The following is a 15,747-nucleotide window of genomic DNA, read 5'->3' on the forward strand; positions in this document are numbered from 1 at the left end:
GGACAGTAACCTTACGGTTTTCCGTGGTCGCATTCCGCGATCAGCGAACCAATGACGCGGGGTACCGCAGCCATGATCGCCGAAGCTGTAAGGGGCCCTCCAGCAAAATCCTCCGACGCCGCCCGACCCGCCCGGCCATGGATCCCCGCCGCTGCCGCGGCAACAGCAGCCCAGCGGTCTTCGGGCTTCAGGCCCAAGGCGGCGTAAGCTCCGTCGTCGTCCATCAGGGCGTCCGTGGACTGCGCCAGCAAGGCGCCCAGGACCCCGGCCAGCACGTCGCCACTTCCGGCGGTGGCCATCCAGGGGGTGCCGTCGGACTGGCTGAAGACAACGCCCGACGGCGATGCCACCAGTGTGGTGGCGCCCTTCAGTAACACGGTGGCCCCCGTTTGTTGGGCGGCCTGCCGTACAAAGTGGAGCGGCCGCGACTCGACGTCCTCCCGTGTCACGGCAACCTCTCCCGTGGAGGGGAGCGAGGCAAGCAACACGGCCAGTTCGCCCGCATGGGGAGTCAGGATCCACTGCGGCGGGCACCGTTGCGGAAGGAGCTTCAGCGCACCGGCATCGACGACGACCGGCAGCCCGGCGTCCAAGGCAGCCTGGGCAGCGGTCCGGGCGTGGTCCTCCTGCCCGGGGCCGTCAACGCCCGGGCCCAGGAGCCAGGCCTGGACCCTGCCGGAGGTCCCCTCTTCCCAAAGGGCCTCGGGAGTCCTGGCCAGGACCTGCCGTGCGGCCGCCTCCGGCCCTACATAGCGGACCATGCCGGCTCCGGCCACGGCTGCGGCATGGACGCTCAACACAGCGGCGCCGGCAAATCGTGGTGACCCGGCGACGACGCCGAGCACTCCCCGGGAATACTTGTGTGACCGGCGTTGCGGATGCGGGAGGAGGGCACCCACTTCCGGCGTTGTGAGCCGGCGCAGCTCCGGCGCCTGGGATGCCAAAGCGTCCTCGATGCCGATCTCCACCAGCACGGTCCGCCCGGCGCATCCCTCACCGGGGTCTGTCAGGAGGCCCGCTTTGATCCCGCCGAAGGTCACGGTGAGGTCCGCCTGCAGCACCGGCCAATGGACTTCGCCTGTACTGGAATCCAATCCGCTGGGAACATCACAGGCCACAACGCACCGGGGCCGCAGTTCCTGCAGGGCCGCCACGAGCTCAGCGGACGCACCCCGGAGGCCACCCCGGGCCCCCGTTCCCAGCAGGGCATCGATGACAACGTCATCCCCGGCGCTTGCGACGGCAAGTTCCTCGGCATTGCCACCCTGCAGGTGCAACACCCGGCCACCCGCGGCCAAAAAAGCAGCCAGAGCGTCCGGGTGCGCCTCCGGTGAGGCGAGCACCGCCGTCGTACGCATCCCGCGGCGGGCCAACATGGCGGCGGCGAAGAGGCCGTCCCCGCCGTTGTTCCCCTTGCCCACCAGGACCGTGAGGGCGGCCCCGGCCAGCTTTCGGCGCCTGCCCACCTCCCGGACCACAGCCTGGGCCAGCCCGTAGGCAGCCCGCTGCATGAGAACAGCGCCCCCACCGGCGTCCAGGAACGGTTTTTCCGCATCCCTGATCTGTTGGCCGGTGAAGGCGCTGATCATTATTCTGTTGTGTCCGTTCTATCCCTCGGCGAGGACAGTCGCCGTGGCGATGCCGCCGTCGTGGCTCATGGACAGGTGCCACCGCTTGACGCCCTTGGCCTCGGCGACAGCAAGCACTGTTCCCTTGACCTGGATGGTGGGGCCGTTCTGGTCGAGTCCGATCCAGCAGTCCTGCCAGTTCATGCCCGCAGGGGCTCCCAGGACTTTGGCGACGGCTTCCTTGGCAGCAAAACGGGCGGCCAGGGACCGGGTGTTGAGTTCCCGTTCAGCAGGAACAAACAGACGGTCCCGCAAGCCGGGGGTCCGTTCCAGTTGCCGACCGAACCGCTCGATGTCTACGACGTCTACGCCAATGCCAACAATCATGCCGTTATTCTACGGTCACGCTCTTGGCCAGGTTACGCGGCTGGTCCACGTCGTAACCCTTGGCTCCGGCCAGTTCAGCGGCAAAGATCTGCAGCGGAACCGTGGTGAGGAGCGGCATGAGCAGGGTGGGCGTCTCGGGAACGTAGAACACGTGCTCGGCGTAGGCCTTGACGGACTCGTCACCTTCCTCGGCGATCACCAGGGTACGGGCACCACGGGCGCGGACTTCCTGGATGTTGCTGACCACCTTGGAGTGCAGGGAGTCACGGCCGCGCGGGGACGGAACCACCACGAAGACGGGCTGGCCTTCGTCGATCAGGGCGATCGGGCCGTGCTTGAGCTCGCCGGCAGCGAAGCCTTCAGCGTGGATGTACGCGATTTCCTTGAGCTTCAGGGCACCTTCCAGCGCTACAGGGTAGCCCACGTGGCGGCCAAGGAACAGCACGGATTTCTCGTCCTTCATGCTGCGGGCGAGTTCGCGCAGCGGGCCGGACTCGTCCAGGATGGTCTGGATCTTGGCGGGGATCTTGTTCAGGTCCGCGAGGACATCCTTGATCTGGCCGGAGAAGATGTTGCCGCGCAGCTGTGCCAGGTAGAGGCCCAGGAGGTAGGCAGCGGTGATCTGCGCAAGGAAGGCCTTGGTGGAGGCAACGGCAATTTCCGGACCCGCATGCGTGTAGAGGACGGCGTCCGATTCGCGCGGGATGGTGGAGCCGTTGGTGTTGCAGATGGAAATCGTCTTGGCGCCCTGTTCGCGGGCGTAGCGGACAGCCATCAGGGTATCCATGGTCTCGCCGGACTGGCTGATGGAAACAACCAGCGTCTTGGCGTCCACGATCGGGTCGCGGTAGCGGAACTCGTGGGCAAGCTCCACCTCGGTGGGGATGCGGCACCAGTTCTCAATGGCGTACTTGGCAACGAGGCCGGCGTAAGCGGCGGTGCCACAGGCCAGGACGATGATCTTGTCCACCTGCTTGAGCAGCTCCGGGTCGATGCGGAGCTCGTCCAGCGTCAGCTTGCCGTTGAGGTCCGAGCGGCCCAGGAGCGTCTGGCCAACGGCGTCCGGCTGGTCGTGGATTTCCTTCTCCATGAAGGAGTTGAAGCCGCCCTTTTCCGCAGATGCCGGATCCCAGTCGACGTGGTATTCCTTGCCCTCGGCGGGAGCGCCGAAGAAGTCGGTGATTTCCACGGAGTCGGCGGTGATGGTGACGATCTGGTCCTGGCCCAGTTCGACGGCGCGGCGCGTGTAGTCGATGAAGCCGGAGACGTCGGAGCCGAGGAAGTTTTCGCCCTCGCCCAAACCAACCACCAGCGGGGAGTTGCGGCGGGCAGCAACCACGACATCCGGCTGGTCGGCGTGGACAGCCAGGAGGGTGAAGGCACCTTCCAGGCGCTGGCAGGCCAGGCGCATCGCCTGGGTGAGGTTGCCGGCGTCGCCGTTGAGCTGGTTGCGGAAGATGTCACCCAGCAGGGCGGCAGCAACTTCGGTGTCCGTCTCGGACTCGAAGGTGACGCCCTTGGCGATGAGCTCCTGCTTGAGCTCTGCGAAGTTTTCGATGATGCCGTTGTGGATCAGCGCCAGGCGGCCACCATCGGACAGGTGCGGGTGGGCGTTGCGGTCGGTGGGACCGCCGTGGGTGGCCCAACGGGTGTGGCCGATGCCGGTCAGGGATTCCGGGACCGGGTTTGCTTCGAGTTCGCTGACCAGGTTGCTCAGCTTGCCGGACTTCTTCCGGGAGGAGATGGTCCCGTCAGCCACCACTGCGACGCCCGCGGAGTCGTAGCCGCGGTACTCAAGACGACGCAACCCCTCCACAACGACGTCAAGGGCGCTGTGGCCAGCTCCCTGACGAGACGAATTGCCTACATAGCCTACGATTCCACACATGGGCACAATCCTAGCGGCTGGCGCAAACAACTGATGTGGGACGTCCTCCCTCACCGCCGCAAGCATGAGGCGTGCATCACCCACAATTCATCTGCCGGTCGTCGCGCATTTCCTGTTACGCCGCGCTAAGGGCAGAATCGAGAGCGTGACTTTGCAACGCACCGAAGCAAACGGCGACGGCGCTTCCCCCTTTGTTGAGTTGGACCGGCAGACCTGGTCCAGGCTCGCAGCCCAGATGGAGCAGCCCCTCAATGAGGAGGACATTTTCCGTCTCCGCGGCCTCGGTGACCCCCTTGACATGAAGGAAGTCCGGGAGGTCTATCTCCCGCTTTCCCGCCTCCTGCACCTTTATGTGGAGGCTTCACATCAGCTTCACGCCGCCACCACCACCTTCCTGGGCGAACAGACCCAGCGCACGCCGTTCGTCATCGGCGTTGCCGGCTCGGTGGCCGTGGGCAAGTCCACCATTGCCCGCGTGCTGCGCGAGATGCTGCGCCGTTGGCCGGGCACGCCGAATGTGGAACTCATCACCACCGATGGCTTCCTCTATCCGCTGGCCGAACTGAAGCGCCGCCATCTGCTGGAACGCAAGGGTTTTCCCGAGTCCTATGACCGCCGCGCCCTGTTGCGTTTTGTGTCCGAAGTCAAAGGCGGCGCCGAGGAAGTCCGTGCCCCCTGGTACTCGCACGTGACCTATGACATCGTGCCCGGCAAGGAAGTGGTGGTCCGCCGTCCCGATGTCCTCATTGTCGAAGGCCTCAACGTTCTGGCGCCCGCGCGTCCCCGCATTGACGGCAAGCAGGGCCTCGCATTGAGCGACTTCTTCGACTTCTCCATCTATGTGGACGCCAAGACCTCCTACATCGAGGAATGGTACGTCGACAGGTTCCGCAAGCTCCGCTCCACGGCGTTCGCGCAGCCGGAGTCCTACTTCCACCGGTACGCCACCCTGTCCGACGACGATGCCGAATCCACGGCGCGTGGCATCTGGAAGCGCATCAATGAGCCCAACCTGGAGGAGAACGTCCTGCCCACCCGCGGCCGGGCGCAACTGGTGCTCACCAAGGACGCCGACCACTCCATCCGACGCATGCTCCTCAGGAAGGTCTGACCCCGTGCAGTCCCGTCCCCTGCCGTCACGGCGGGCCTTTGCCGGCTTCCTCACCGCCGGGGCCGGCCTGGCCGCCCTCACAGCCTGCACTCCGGAAAGCTCCACGGCCTCGCCGGAGGTGTCCACGGCCACCCCGTCTCCCAGTGCCGCGATGGCGTCCGAGCCTGCCGCGGTGACCCCCGCGGCCGCCGCATCCAGCACCCCGGCCAGCCCGCCGCCGTCGAGCGCTGCCGCGACAGGTTTCTCCCTCACCGATCCCGCCAGCCCGTGGGTGGTGGTCAACAAGCACCGCCCCCTCAATCCCCCGAACTACGTGCCGGCGGACCTGGTCCAGCCCGCAGTACGGCTCGCCGTCAGCGGCGAGGCCAGCATGGTGAACAGTACGACGGCGGCTGCCGCAGAAAAGATGTTTGGCGCTGCCGCAGCGGAGGGCGTCGTTATGACCCTGGCCTCCGGCTACCGTTCCTACACAACGCAGATCGCCACGTACAACGGCCATGTGGCGGGCAGCGGCCAGGCCGCCGCGGACCGCGCTTCGGCCCGCCCGGGCTTCTCCGAACACCAGACCGGCTGGGCGTTCGACATTGCCGATGGCGGCGGCGCCTGCAGCTTCCAACCGTGCTTCGCGGACCAGCCTGCGGCGATCTGGGCCAAGGCCAACGCGCACAAGTACGGCTTTGTTGTCCGGTATCCCTGGATGTTTCATGACACCACGGGCTATTTCTACGAGTCCTGGCACCTGCGGTACATCGGCGTCGATGCCGCGACCGACATGGCCGCCCGGGGCATTTCCACGCTGGAAGAGTACTTCGGGCTGGAAGCCGCACCGGACTACCTGTGAGCTGCGTTTAAAAGGCACACGGCCCGTTTCCCTGGTACGCAGGGAAACGGGCCGTTGTGGTTGTCCTAGACGGAGAGTTGGCTGTTGGCGCCGAGGCGGTCCTTGACCACGGCAGCGAGACCCTTGCAGATCCGCTCGGCGGTCTCCATGTCTGCCGCTTCCACCATGACGCGGACCAGGGCTTCGGTGCCGGACGGGCGGAGCAGCACACGGCCGGTCTCGCCAAGTTCTTCCTCGGCTGCGGCCACAGCCGCCGCCACGCCTTCGTCGGTGGCAGCACGGGCCTTGTCCACGCCCTTGACGTTGATCATGAGCTGCGGCAGTTTATGCATGGCCGTGGCCAGTTCCTGGAGGCTGCGGCCGGTGAGCGCCACCTGGGATGCCAACTGCAGGCCGGTGAGGACGCCGTCGCCCGTGGTGGCGTAGTCGGAGAAGATCACGTGGCCGGACTGCTCCCCGCCAAGGTTGTACCCGCCGTCGCGCATTTCCTCCAACACGTAGCGGTCACCCACCGCGGTTTCGCGGATGGTGATGCCGGCCTCGCGCAGGGCGATCTTCAGGCCGAGGTTGCTCATGACCGTGGCCACCAGGATGTTGTCCTTGAGTTTGCCGGCCTTGTTGAGGGCCAGCGCCAGGATCGCCATGATCTGGTCGCCGTCTACCTCGTTGCCTTCATGGTCCACGGCCAGGCAGCGGTCGGCGTCGCCGTCGTGGGCGATCCCGAGGTCCGCGCCGTGCTTGACCACGGCTTCCTTCAGCGGTCCCAAATGGGTGGAGCCAACGCCTTCGTTGATGTTGAGGCCGTCCGGCTCCGCGCCGATCACCACGACATCGGCGCCGGCGTCCTTGAACACCTGCGGTGAACAACCACTTGCAGCGCCATGGGCGCAGTCCAGGACAACCTTGAGGCCGTCGAGCCGCTTGGGGAGCGTCTGGAGCAGGTGCACGATGTAGCGGTCTTCGGCGTCGGAGAAGCGCTGGATGCGTCCAACGTCTCCGCCCACCGGCCGCTGCGGTTCCTTGCCAAGCTGCGCTTCGATGGCGTCTTCGACGTCGTCGGGAAGCTTTTGGCCGCCACGGGCAAAGAACTTGATCCCGTTATCCGGGGCGGGGTTGTGGGAGGCCGACAGCATGACGCCGAAATCGGCGTCGAGGTCCGCCACCAGGTAAGCGGCAGCAGGGGTTGGCAACACGCCGGCGTCGTAGACGTCGACGCCGGAGCTGGACAGCCCCGCCTCAACGGCAGCGGCGAGGAACTCCCCACTGGCGCGGGGGTCCCTGGCGACGACGGCGCGTGGCCGCTTGCCGTCGGTAGTGCGGTCATGGCCAAGTACGACGGCGGCGGCCTGGGCGAGCTGCATAGCCAGCTCCGCGGTGAGCAATCCGTTCGCGAGACCGCGCACGCCATCTGTTCCAAATAATCTAGACATCGGCTCAAGTTTAGACGACGGCGGCGCAGCGCCCGGCCACGGCGCGTCCGGGAGCGTCACAAGCGTCGCTTAAACGGCGGAAGCCCGCCCCACCATATGGCGGGACGGGCTTCCGGTGAAGCGGATTAACGCTTGGAGTACTGCTGGGCCTTGCGTGCCTTCTTGAGACCGGCCTTCTTACGCTCGATGACGCGGGCGTCACGGGTGAGGAAGCCAGCCTTCTTGAGGGTGGGGCGGTTGTTCTCGACGTCGATCTCGTTCAGGGAACGAGCGATGCCGAGACGCAGTGCGCCAGCCTGGCCGGAGGGGCCACCACCGTGGATGCGGGCGATGACGTCGTATGCACCTTCGAGGTCAAGAACGCGGAACGGCTCGTTGACATCCTGCTGGTGCAGCTTGTTCGGGAAGTAGTTGGCCAGCTCGCGGCCGTTGATGGTCCACTTGCCGGAACCCGGAACAACGCGAACGCGTGCAACGGCTTCCTTGCGGCGGCCAACAGCTGCACCGGCAACGGTCAGTGCCGGGCGCTCCTTCTTGGGCGCGTCCTCGGCGGGAGCGCTTTCAGAGGTGTAGCTGGTGAGGTTTTCCTCAGCCTCGACGGCTTCGGCGGTCAGTTCTTCGTTCTGAGCCACGATTCTCCTTGAATAAAAAGTTGTTTGGTGGCCAGGACTACTGGGCGACCTGGGTGATTTCGAAAGTCTTCGGCTGCTGTGCAGCGTGCGGGTGCTCCGGGCCTGCGTAGACCTTGAGCTTGCCCAGCTGCTGTGCGGCCAGGGAGTTCTTGGGGAGCATGCCCTTGATGGCCTTCTCAACAGCGCGAACCGGGTTCTTTTCCAGCAGTTCTGCGTAGTTGACGGAGGTCAGACCGCCCGGGTAGCCGGAGTGGCGGTATGCGCGCTTCTGCTCCAGCTTGGCACCGGTAAGGGCGACCTTTTCAGCGTTGATGATGATGACGAAGTCGCCCATGTCCATGTGGGACGCATAGGTCGGCTTGTGCTTTCCGCGCAGCAGTGTTGCGGTCTGGCTGGCAAGACGACCAAGGACAACATCGGTGGCGTCAATGACGTGCCACTGGCGGTTGATATCGCCGGGCTTCGGGGTGTACGTACGCACGGTTTTGCCTCGTTCTTGTTCTGGCGTTCATGTTTTAGGCGTCACGCATCAGCGCGCACCTACTATGTATGCGTTACCGGAGCAGAGGTGAGGGCTCTTTAGACCAGTCATCCCGGAACCTCGAAATGCTTCTTGAGTTACTGACCCTGCAACTGGATCCCCAATGGGCATGTGTGATCGAGATAGGACACGCACAACGACTATAAACAATACCGTCAGGCGGCACCCCGGGTCAAAATGGGGTATCCGCCCCCCCGGGGACGTTCGCCGCCTGATGGAGACAAGATGACCGACGGGCCCGCCCTCCTGCTCCTCGCCACCCTCGCCGGACTCGCCCTGAGTCCCGTTGCCGAGTGGCTCATTGCACTGTGGCTGCCGCGGCTCGGCGGACTCCCCTCACTGAAGGTACGGATCACGACGGCGGCCGTCACCTCACTGCTGTTCGCTTTACTGACGTGGCGTTTTGGATTTTCCACCGAGCTGCCGGCATTTCTTTTACTGGCAGTCCTGGGCGTGCAGCTTTCCCGCATTGATTTCAGTTTGCATTTGCTGCCCAATCCCCTGGTGCTACTCCTTTTGGGAGGCGGCTTGCTGCTGCTTGCGGGATCCGCGGCACTCACTCCGGGCTGGCCGGACCTTCTGCGCGCCCTCGCGGGGGGCGCAATCCTGTTCGCCGGCTACCTGATTCTGGGACTTATTTCGCCGGGGAGCCTTGGAATGGGCGATGTGAAGCTCGCAGCACCCGTTGGACTGTACTTGGGGTACTTGGGCTGGCAGCAAGTACTCTACGGCGGACTACTGGGATTCGTGGTGGGCGGGGTGCTCACGGTGCTGATGTTACGCCTTGGCCGCAAGGAAAAAGCGGTGGAGACCGCCCACGGGCCGGCCATGTTCCTGGCCACCTTGGGCGTCATTTTGGTACTCCAGTAGACAGTCGGCAGGTACCCGGACAGGGCGCCTTTTGGGCCCTTTTCCGTAAGGCTACTGTCAAAACCAAGTAGTCCGGCGATTTCTTTCCCGCGAAAACTGAGTACTCCCCTGCCCGCTTCCGGGTGGCCGGGTAATGCCCGTTTCGGCAATTCGAGTACGGCTACGCATTGTTCAGCTGCAGGCCCAGGGTGAATTCTTGATTTATCGAAATCCGAACCGCTAAGACAACACGGGGGTAGTTCGGAGGACGTAGCAAATTCACATAATTTGCGGGACCTATAACTGAATAAAAACCAACTCATCAAAATTCATTCTGGGAAGGATTTTCCAATGTCTGCTCTTATGTTCACCATTACCTCGTACATCGCCGGCGTCAAGGACCGTTTCACCAAGGAAGAGAAGGGAGCGACGATGGTGGAATACGGCATCATGGTCGCCGCCATCGCAGTCGTCGTGGGTGCTGCTGCCTTCGCACTTGGCGTACGGGTCGATGGTCTCTTCGATGGCATCAACCTCGGTGGTGGCGGGGCCGCAGCCTAGCTCCTTGTTCCGCGGTTGGCCGTGGCGGCTATCTTGCCCCACGGCCAACCAACCGCTTTAAGCAACGACTCGTAGGGATCTGGGACCGGGAGATGGATGTGAAATCCGAGACTAATGAGCGAGGCGCCGCAGCCGTGGAAATGGCGATCATATTGCCGCTCTTGCTGCTAATCCTGTTCGGAATCATGGAATTTGGGCGTGCATACAATGTCCAGGTTTCCCTGACTCAGGCTGCGCGTGAAGGAGCCCGCCACGCAGCGGTGCACTATCAGGACGGGAGTTTGGACGTTTCAGGGGCAGCATTGGCTGCCGCGCCAGCACTGGACGGCCTGGGTGTCACCGTCTCAGACAATGCTTCGAGTTGCGCACCCGGAGCCAACGTGGAAGTTACCACCAGTGTTACCTTACAGTCCCTAACCGGCTTTTTGGACGCCGGCTTCTTCGGTGGTTCTGGAATCTTTCCCATTAACATGACCGGAGTTGGGGTGATGAGATGCGGCGGCTAACAAAAGCCCCAAAGCGTGGTCTCATCGAAGATTCGTGCTCAGCGAACGAACGCGGGGCAACCACGGTCGTCGTGGCCGGGCTTATGGTGGTTCTCCTTGGATTTGCCGCTTTAGCGGTGGATGTCGGGGCAATGTACGCGGAGAAAGCCCAGTTGCAGAACGGCGCTGACGCTGCGGCCCTGGCTATTGCAACGGACTGCGCCAATGGCAGTTGCGGGGATAGCACAGCCACCGGCAACTTGTTCGCCAACAATAACGCCAATGACGAGTCGAGTGGCGCGTCAGTGTCGTTCCCATCGGCAAACACAGTGCGTGTAGTTACCAATGCCCGGGACGCCGAAACGGGCGCGAACAGCTTCACACTGTTCTTTGCCCAGGCTTTGGGGAATGAGACTGCCCAGATCGGTGCAGTCGCCGAAGCCTCCTGGGGTTCCCCGTCATCTGCCTCTACGTTGCCGTGGACGGTGAGCGAATGCGTTTTCAAAAAGTACTTGTCTCCAACGCAACTGGCTTCATTGAATTCGACCGGTAGTTTCACGGGCGACCCGACTCCTACGCACCTATTGCTTCGTTACGACGAGAACGCCCCGACCGTTCCAGGTTGTGCTGCTCAAAACGGTTACCAGCCAGGTGGTTTCGGATGGCTTGAGACTGATTCAGGGTGCTCTACCAATATCGACCTAGACGCGACGGTCGACGGTCAAACCGGCAATCATTTTCCCAACGGCGTCGGATGCAACGCTGCTTTGGCGAACATCATGAACGAGCCTGCCCTGATCCCACTCTTCAGCGCAGCTACCGGTAATGGAAGCAATGCCGTATACACCCTCATCGGGTTCGCAGCATTCCAGGTAACCGGATACAAATTCAGCGGCTCTGGGGCCGTTGTCGATCCCCTTGCTCCAAGCTGCAACGGAAATTGCCGTGGACTTCAGGGGTACTTCACCCGTTTCGTGTCCCTCGAAGAGGGCATGCAGGCAACCACAGGCCTTCCGAATTACGGCGCCTCGGTTGTCTCGCTCACCGAGTAGCAGCTGAAAAGAGCTACTCCTCTACACAGAAAAAACTCGAAGGAGTCCAAAGTGAAAGCACGCCTACTGGGAGGCATTGCAGCACTGCTGTTGGCAGTCATTGGTACCGTCTTGCTGGTTACCTATGTTCAAGGAGCCGACAAGCGGGCGCAGCAAGGGCTGGAACCCGTCAGTGTTCTCGTAATCAAAGAAAAGATCCCTGCCGGCACCAAGGTCGAGGATCTCGGCAACAAAGTCAAAACTGAAACCCTGCCGCAATCGGCAGTCGCCCAAGGGACAGTCAGCGCCCTTAGCGATCAAAAGGGGAAGGTTACCAACGTAGATCTGCAACCGGGTGAGCAATTGCTCGGTGTGAAGCTGGTCAACCCGAATGAGCTCGTGCCCGGAACCGTCCCCGTCCCGGAGGGCTTACAGGAAGCCACCTTCGTTCTCGCGCCGGAACGGATCCTGGGTGGCCGTATCGAAGCAGGTGATACCGTCACGGTCTATGCCTCCTTCAAGCTGGATGAGGCAGTCCCTGCCGGCGCCGGTCTGCCCGCCCACCTCACCGGGTGGAAGGACTTTACGGAGCTGCTTTACCACGACGTGATTGTCACTGCTGTTCAGCAGGCGGCCCCTGACGCGGAGAAATCCGCTGGCACGGACAAAGGCGTTGCGCTGCCCAATGGTTCAGCTTATGTGACGGTTGCCCTTAGTGACGCAAACGCCGCCAAGATGGTCTTCGGCGCAGAATTCGGCACTCTCTGGCTTTCCAAGCAGACCGACAAAACGGTCAAGAGCGATCCTCCTACAACGACCTTTGGAGGGCTGGTCCAATGAGCCGCTTTGTAGCCATCACCGCCGTGCGCGACTTCGAAGGGCGCATACGCCAGGCGATCTCGGGAGCGTTGCACGGAGAACTGCAAACACTGTCGCCCGATATCCTTCAAGCCGGTACCGACGAAATCTTCAAGCAACTTACCGGTGCACCGCCCGAGGTCATGATCCTCGGCCCTGGCGTAAATCCTGATGACGCTTTCAAACTGGCCACGGTCATCGATCTCCAGTACCCGGAAATAAGCCTGTTGATGGTGGCGGAGCCGAGTACGGACATCGTCCTGAAGGCCATGCACGCAGGTGTCAGGGACGTTGTCGCTCCCGAAGCCGACGTCAACGAACTCCGCATACTCCTGGAGCGAGCATGCCTGGCTGCCGCCAGCAGGCGGCGAGGAATGCAACCCGCTGAGACCGGACAGGAACGGGGGCGGATCATTGCCGTCATGTCCCCTAAGGGTGGTGTCGGCAAAACAACTGTAGCCACCAACCTCGCAGTCGGGCTGGCGACGCTTGCGCCCATGAGTGTCGTCATTGTCGACCTCGATCTTCAGTTCGGGGATGTCGCCTCGGGTCTCATGCTTGAACCAGAACACTCCATTACAGAAGCGGTTCACGGATCAGCGGCCCAGGATTCAATGGTCCTTAAGGCGTTCCTGACGGTCCATCCAGCTGGCATCTATGCCCTCTGCGCCCCGCAGAAGCCCTCCGATTCGGACTACATCACTGCCGACCACGTAACACGCCTTCTCAACCAATTGGCAACCGAGTTCAAATACGTAGTGGTTGACACTGCACCGGGACTTGGCGAACACTGCCTGGCCACTTTGGAACTGGCCACTGACGGCGTGTGGGTCTGCGGGATGGACGTACCCAGCATCAGGGGACTCCGGAAGTGCTTCAGCGTGCTGAAGGAACTTCAACTACTGCCACAGGGCAGGCATACCGTCTTGAACTTCGCGGATAGGAAGAGCGGTCTCTCCGTCCAGGACGTCGAAGCCACGATTGGGGTGCCCATTGACACAGTAATTCCTCGGTCACGAACACTCCCCTACTCGACCAACAGGGGTATTCCGGTGCTTCAGGGAACGGCACGCGATTCGGCCATCAAGGGCCTTCGGAAGCTGGTTCAGCGCTTCGACCCACGGATGGAAGCGACGCCGCAGAACAAGCTGCACCGGCGAGTGGTGGTGTCATGAAACTCTCAGAGCGTCTTTCTAAAAACAACCCGTTGGCCGTGGCTGGATCACTTGATTCGCAACCTGCGACTACTGCAACTGAAAGTGACCGGAACACCGGGCCTTCAAGTGCAGCCCCGCTGTTTGGGGGAGCGCCGGTCACTCCCGCTGTGGACGCGCTGGCCGGCCTGAAACAACGTGCTGCTTCGGCCCTGTTCGAACGCATCGGAAACCGCATAGGCGACCCATCTTCATCTGAGGAGGATCTGCGCTCATTCGCTGTCGACGAGCTTTCGGCAGTTATTGACGACGAACAGGTGCCGCTGACCCCCGAGGAACGCCGACGGCTCATCCGGGAGATTGCGGACGAAGTCATGGGCTTCGGGCCCCTGCAGCGTTTGCTTGAAGATCCATCGATCACCGAAGTAATGGTTAACCGGTATGACCAGATCTATGTGGAGCGTCATGGCCACTTGGCGTTGACTGAATTGACGTTCAGCTCAGACGATCATTTGAGAAAGGTCATCGAACGGATCGTATCGAAGGTCGGGCGCCGTATCGATGAATCTTCGCCGCTTGTTGACGCGCGGCTGGAAGATGGTTCACGTGTCAACGCCATCATCCCTCCGCTCGCGGTCAATGGTCCTTCACTAACCATCAGGAAATTCAGCCACGTTCCCCTAACGGTCAGGAACCTCATTGAGTGGGGCTCCCTGAGCCAGGAGATGGCCGAGCTGCTGAGCGCCTGTGTCCGGGCGAGGCTGAATGTGATCGTCTCAGGCGGAACAGGCACAGGCAAAACGACTCTACTGAACGTTTTGTCTTCCTTCATCCCGGAGTCTGACCGGATCGTCACCATCGAAGACGCCGTTGAACTTCAATTGCAGCAGCGTCACGTCGTCCGGCTGGAGAGCCGGCCTCCCAATATTGAGGGAAGGGGTGCCATCACCATCCGCGACCTCGTTCGCAACTCGTTGCGCATGCGTCCGGATCGGATCATCGTCGGAGAGGTACGTGGTGGCGAGTCGCTCGACATGCTGCAGGCTATGAACACCGGACATGACGGTTCTCTATCCACCGTCCACGCCAACTCTCCGAGGGACGCAATCGCCAGATTGGAAACTTTGGTTTTGATGGCCGGAATGGATCTCCCGCTTCGCGCCATACGGGAGCAGGTTTCATCGGCTGTTGATCTCATCGTTCAAGTTACGCGATTGCGCGATGGCAGCCGCCGCGTCACTCATGTGACGGAAGTGCAAGGTATGGAGGGCGACGTCGTCACACTGCAGGATACGTTTCTTTTCGATTACTCAGCGGGTTTGGACGCGCAAGGTAGATTCCTGGGGAAAGCGATACCCACTGGTATTCGCCCACGCTTCCTCGACCGCTTCGCCGAGCTTGGTATCCAAGTATCGCCCGCGACCTTTGGTGTCGCCCCTCAACCAGTTGTGAGGCGGTAGCAATGGAATCTCCAGCACCATTCATCACCGCCATCGGTTTTTGCTTGGCGGCCATCCTCATACTGTTTGTCGTTGTCCTCAAGCCTCGAAACGCCAGAATTCCCCTCGAGCGTCGCCGGGTGGAATCCAACCAAGACACTTCAACTGTGGGTCGGGTTTCTGGAACCGCTGTACAGTTCATGGATATCGCGCTCGGTCGCTCAGGCGGTCCTTTCAACCGGGAGGTCCTGTACCAAGCAGGGGTCAAGCAGGCTCCCGCGGATTTCACCGTCGTGGTTGTCGCCGGCTCAATAGTTTCGGCAGTCATCGGCGCACTCCTTTTCAACGTCATTATCGGAATCCTTTTGGCGCTGGCGGTGCCTCTACTGGCGAAACTAGTGCTGGTCACAAGGACGCAGAAACGACGCGGCATGTTCGAGCTGCAGCTCACGGACACCATCCAAATGTTGATAGGTGGGCTGCGCGTAGGGCATAGCATCATGAGGTCCCTGGAAGCCGCAGCCCAGGAGGCACAGGCCCCGACATCGGAAGAACTGAGCCGCATCGTTAATGAAGTACGAATCGGCAAGGACCCCCGGCAGGCCATCGAAGACTGCGCTAGTCGCATGGACAGCGAAGACTTCCGCTGGATTGGGCAAGCCATACAGATCAACCGGGAGGTAGGTGGCGACCTGGCTGAAGTCCTGGAGCAAGTTGCAGGTACCATCCGGGAGCGCAGCGAAATCAAAGGGCACGTGCGCGCTCTGAGCGCCGAAGGCAAGATGTCAGCCGTGGTCCTGATGATTCTTCCCGTTGCTGTCGGAGTCTTCATGTCGGCGTTGAACCCGAGTTATATGAAGCTCTTCGCCGAGCACCCAGTAGGAATCGGACTGGTAGTGATAAGCGCGGTCCTGTTTGTCGTCGGTGGCTTCTGGATGAGCCGCACAATAAAGATCAAGTTTTAGGAGGCCG

Annotated in this window: 16 protein-coding genes; 10 read left to right on the forward strand and 6 right to left on the reverse strand. The window is 62.1% G+C overall.

The window, feature by feature from the left end:
* Window positions 1-11: 11 nt before the first annotated feature.
* The 3 genes from ACUYMZ_RS14880 to glmS are packed head-to-tail and all read right to left on the reverse strand — an operon-like array spanning window position 12 to window position 3,843.
* The gene (locus ACUYMZ_RS14880; RefSeq protein WP_481604142.1) at window positions 12-1,589 is read right to left on the reverse strand and encodes an NAD(P)H-hydrate dehydratase; all 1,578 of its coding nucleotides are present in this window, start codon (window positions 1,587-1,589) and stop codon (window positions 12-14) included.
* Between the two features lie 18 nt (window positions 1,590-1,607).
* Complete coding sequence (locus ACUYMZ_RS14885) at window positions 1,608-1,955, reverse strand: holo-ACP synthase (RefSeq protein ID WP_018776647.1); 348 nt, start codon at window positions 1,953-1,955, stop codon at window positions 1,608-1,610.
* A gap of 4 nt (window positions 1,956-1,959) precedes the next feature.
* On the reverse strand, window positions 1,960-3,843 hold the full coding sequence (gene glmS / locus ACUYMZ_RS14890) for a glutamine--fructose-6-phosphate transaminase (isomerizing) (RefSeq protein ID WP_442423023.1): 1,884 nt from the start codon (window positions 3,841-3,843) through the stop codon (window positions 1,960-1,962).
* A 145-nt stretch (window positions 3,844-3,988) separates the two neighbouring features.
* Here glmS and coaA point away from each other — a divergent pair, with 145 nt between their 5' ends.
* Together coaA and ACUYMZ_RS14900 are read left to right on the forward strand one after the other, a co-directional pair.
* Window positions 3,989-4,954 (forward strand): type I pantothenate kinase, encoded by a 966-nt coding sequence (gene coaA / locus ACUYMZ_RS14895; protein WP_426003595.1) that lies wholly within the window; start codon window positions 3,989-3,991, stop codon window positions 4,952-4,954.
* Between the two features lie 4 nt (window positions 4,955-4,958).
* Window positions 4,959-5,795 (forward strand): M15 family metallopeptidase, encoded by an 837-nt coding sequence (locus tag ACUYMZ_RS14900; protein WP_481604145.1) that lies wholly within the window; start codon window positions 4,959-4,961, stop codon window positions 5,793-5,795.
* A 65-nt stretch (window positions 5,796-5,860) separates the two neighbouring features.
* Here ACUYMZ_RS14900 and glmM read toward each other — a convergent pair whose 3' ends face one another.
* From glmM to rplM, 3 genes are all read right to left on the reverse strand, one after another.
* Window positions 5,861-7,225 carry a phosphoglucosamine mutase gene (gene glmM, locus ACUYMZ_RS14905; RefSeq protein ID WP_442423021.1) on the reverse strand — a complete coding sequence of 455 codons (1,365 nt, stop codon included), beginning with the start codon at window positions 7,223-7,225 and terminating at the stop codon, window positions 5,861-5,863.
* Between the two features lie 125 nt (window positions 7,226-7,350).
* Window positions 7,351-7,857, reverse strand: coding sequence for a 30S ribosomal protein S9 (gene rpsI / locus ACUYMZ_RS14910; protein WP_021472449.1), 507 nt, complete (start codon window positions 7,855-7,857; stop codon window positions 7,351-7,353).
* A gap of 37 nt (window positions 7,858-7,894) precedes the next feature.
* Window positions 7,895-8,338: a 50S ribosomal protein L13 gene (gene rplM, locus ACUYMZ_RS14915; RefSeq protein ID WP_426003598.1), complete on the reverse strand. Its 444-nt coding sequence runs from the start codon at window positions 8,336-8,338 to the stop codon at window positions 7,895-7,897.
* A gap of 285 nt (window positions 8,339-8,623) precedes the next feature.
* On the opposite strand from rplM, the gene ACUYMZ_RS14920 reads away from it, so the two are divergent.
* The 8 genes from ACUYMZ_RS14920 (at window position 8,624) to ACUYMZ_RS14955 (ending at window position 15,740) form a co-directional block, all read left to right on the forward strand.
* Window positions 8,624-9,268, forward strand: coding sequence for a prepilin peptidase (locus ACUYMZ_RS14920; protein WP_481604148.1), 645 nt, complete (start codon window positions 8,624-8,626; stop codon window positions 9,266-9,268).
* Between the two features lie 330 nt (window positions 9,269-9,598).
* Window positions 9,599-9,808, forward strand: a complete 210-nt coding sequence (locus ACUYMZ_RS14925; RefSeq protein WP_481604149.1) for a Flp family type IVb pilin — start codon at window positions 9,599-9,601, stop codon at window positions 9,806-9,808.
* A gap of 92 nt (window positions 9,809-9,900) precedes the next feature.
* On the forward strand, window positions 9,901-10,314 hold the full coding sequence (locus tag ACUYMZ_RS14930; protein WP_481604151.1) for a TadE/TadG family type IV pilus assembly protein: 414 nt from the start codon (window positions 9,901-9,903) through the stop codon (window positions 10,312-10,314).
* Complete coding sequence (locus ACUYMZ_RS14935; RefSeq protein ID WP_481604153.1) at window positions 10,302-11,345, forward strand: pilus assembly protein TadG-related protein; 1,044 nt, start codon at window positions 10,302-10,304, stop codon at window positions 11,343-11,345. Before ACUYMZ_RS14930 ends, ACUYMZ_RS14935 begins: the two co-directional genes overlap by 13 nt.
* 51 nt (window positions 11,346-11,396) lie before the next feature.
* A complete protein-coding gene (gene cpaB, locus ACUYMZ_RS14940; protein WP_481604155.1) occupies window positions 11,397-12,164 on the forward strand; it encodes a Flp pilus assembly protein CpaB in 768 nt (255 codons plus the stop codon).
* Entirely contained in the window at window positions 12,161-13,357 is a 1,197-nt protein-coding gene (locus tag ACUYMZ_RS14945) for a CpaE/TadZ family protein (protein WP_481604157.1), read from the forward strand. The genes cpaB and ACUYMZ_RS14945 overlap by 4 nt, the downstream gene beginning before the upstream one ends.
* Window positions 13,354-14,796: a TadA family conjugal transfer-associated ATPase gene (locus ACUYMZ_RS14950; protein ID WP_481604159.1), complete on the forward strand. Its 1,443-nt coding sequence runs from the start codon at window positions 13,354-13,356 to the stop codon at window positions 14,794-14,796. The genes ACUYMZ_RS14945 and ACUYMZ_RS14950 overlap by 4 nt, the downstream gene beginning before the upstream one ends.
* 2 nt (window positions 14,797-14,798) lie before the next feature.
* The gene (locus tag ACUYMZ_RS14955) at window positions 14,799-15,740 is read left to right on the forward strand and encodes a type II secretion system F family protein (protein WP_481604161.1); all 942 of its coding nucleotides are present in this window, start codon (window positions 14,799-14,801) and stop codon (window positions 15,738-15,740) included.
* Window positions 15,741-15,747: the final 7 nt, after the last annotated feature.

It is taken from the genome of Arthrobacter sp. T572, assembly GCF_056780115.1.

Bases quoted from the DNA above. Each gene is read 5' to 3' on its own strand.
- ACUYMZ_RS14880 (WP_481604142.1), bottom strand. From the start codon at position 1,589: ATGATCAGCGCCTTCACCGGCCAACAGATCAGGGATGCGGAAAAACCG.
- ACUYMZ_RS14885 (WP_018776647.1), bottom strand. From the start codon at position 1,955: ATGATTGTTGGCATTGGCGTAGACGTCGTAGACATCGAGCGGTTCGGT.
- glmS (WP_442423023.1), bottom strand. From the start codon at position 3,843: ATGTGTGGAATCGTAGGCTATGTAGGCAATTCGTCTCGTCAGGGAGCT.
- glmM (WP_442423021.1), bottom strand. From the start codon at position 7,225: ATGTCTAGATTATTTGGAACAGATGGCGTGCGCGGTCTCGCGAACGGA.
- ACUYMZ_RS14920 (WP_481604148.1), top strand. From the start codon at position 8,624: ATGACCGACGGGCCCGCCCTCCTGCTCCTCGCCACCCTCGCCGGACTC.
- ACUYMZ_RS14925 (WP_481604149.1), top strand. From the start codon at position 9,599: ATGTCTGCTCTTATGTTCACCATTACCTCGTACATCGCCGGCGTCAAG.
- ACUYMZ_RS14930 (WP_481604151.1), top strand. From the start codon at position 9,901: ATGGATGTGAAATCCGAGACTAATGAGCGAGGCGCCGCAGCCGTGGAA.
- ACUYMZ_RS14935 (WP_481604153.1), top strand. From the start codon at position 10,302: ATGCGGCGGCTAACAAAAGCCCCAAAGCGTGGTCTCATCGAAGATTCG.
- ACUYMZ_RS14945 (WP_481604157.1), top strand. From the start codon at position 12,161: ATGAGCCGCTTTGTAGCCATCACCGCCGTGCGCGACTTCGAAGGGCGC.
- ACUYMZ_RS14950 (WP_481604159.1), top strand. From the start codon at position 13,354: ATGAAACTCTCAGAGCGTCTTTCTAAAAACAACCCGTTGGCCGTGGCT.
- ACUYMZ_RS14955 (WP_481604161.1), top strand. From the start codon at position 14,799: ATGGAATCTCCAGCACCATTCATCACCGCCATCGGTTTTTGCTTGGCG.